General features: G+C 73.7%; 1 protein-coding gene. It reads left to right on the top strand.

The genetic code is table 11. The annotated features are described in order from the left end of the window. The first annotated feature begins 254 nt into the window (after window positions 1-254). Window positions 255-854 carry an MGH1-like glycoside hydrolase domain-containing protein gene (locus ACOTKD_RS12210; RefSeq protein ID WP_424888919.1) on the top strand — a complete coding sequence of 200 codons (600 nt, stop codon included), beginning with the start codon at window positions 255-257 and terminating at the stop codon, window positions 852-854. Window position 855 lies beyond the last annotated feature (1 nt).

Here is an 855-nt window from a genome sequence, read left to right as displayed (position 1 = left end):
GCGGCCACGCCGGACACCGGGCAGCCCGAGGCGCGGGACGAGCGGTGACGCGGCACACGCGGCCTCCGCGCGGACGCCCCTGACGGCCACCGAGGTGTGCCGGACGCGGGCTGCCACGGCCCGCGCCCGGGCCCGGCCGGGGCGAGTTCCGGACGGAGAGGGCGAATCGCGTGATGCGGGCGCCGTCTGTTTCATGCTGCCCAACACACTCGTCGGATTTCGGCCCCGGCTCTCGGAAGAACTGGAGTTCGCCGATGCGCCCGCACCCGTGTGCCCTGTTCGCCCTCGCTCTCCTCCTGGCCGTGGCCACCGCCTGCGTCCCGCCGACGGCTGCTGCCCCACCCCTGCGCAGTGCTCGCCGACCCGGCGCGGACCGTCCGGGCGTCCGACGCCCGCTGGCGCAGGTACGTCGACGGCGTGACCGCCGGGGTGCCGGCCGGCCGGCGGCGGCTCGCCGTCAAGGCGCTGGAGACGCTCGTGACCAACTGGCGCAGCACCGCCGGGAGCTCGCACACGACGGGATCACGCCTTCCCTCTCGTACAAGTGGTTCGCGGGCGGCTTCTGGGCCTGGGACACCTGGAAGCAGGCGGTCGGCACGGCACGCTTCGATGCCGGGCTCGCCGAGGACCAGATCCGCTCGGTGCTCGACCACCAGATACGTCCCGGCTCCACGACCCGGCCCCAGGACGCGGGGATGATCCCGGACGCCGTCTTCTACAACGACCCGCAGCGGGGCGGGACCAACTGGAACGAGCGGAACAGCAAGCCGCCGCTGAGCCCGTGGTCGGTGTGGCAGGCCTACGAGCGGAGCGGCAACGTACCGGGAGTGGTGGTACCGCAACCGGGACCATGAC

The sequence above is a fragment of the Streptomyces sp. XH2 genome, from assembly GCF_049725035.1.
In the GTDB taxonomy this organism is placed as follows: domain Bacteria; phylum Actinomycetota; class Actinomycetes; order Streptomycetales; family Streptomycetaceae; genus Streptomyces; species Streptomyces roseoverticillatus.
The sequence above is the reverse complement of the archived record's forward strand: the minus strand, read 5'-3'. Positions and strand labels throughout refer to the sequence as shown.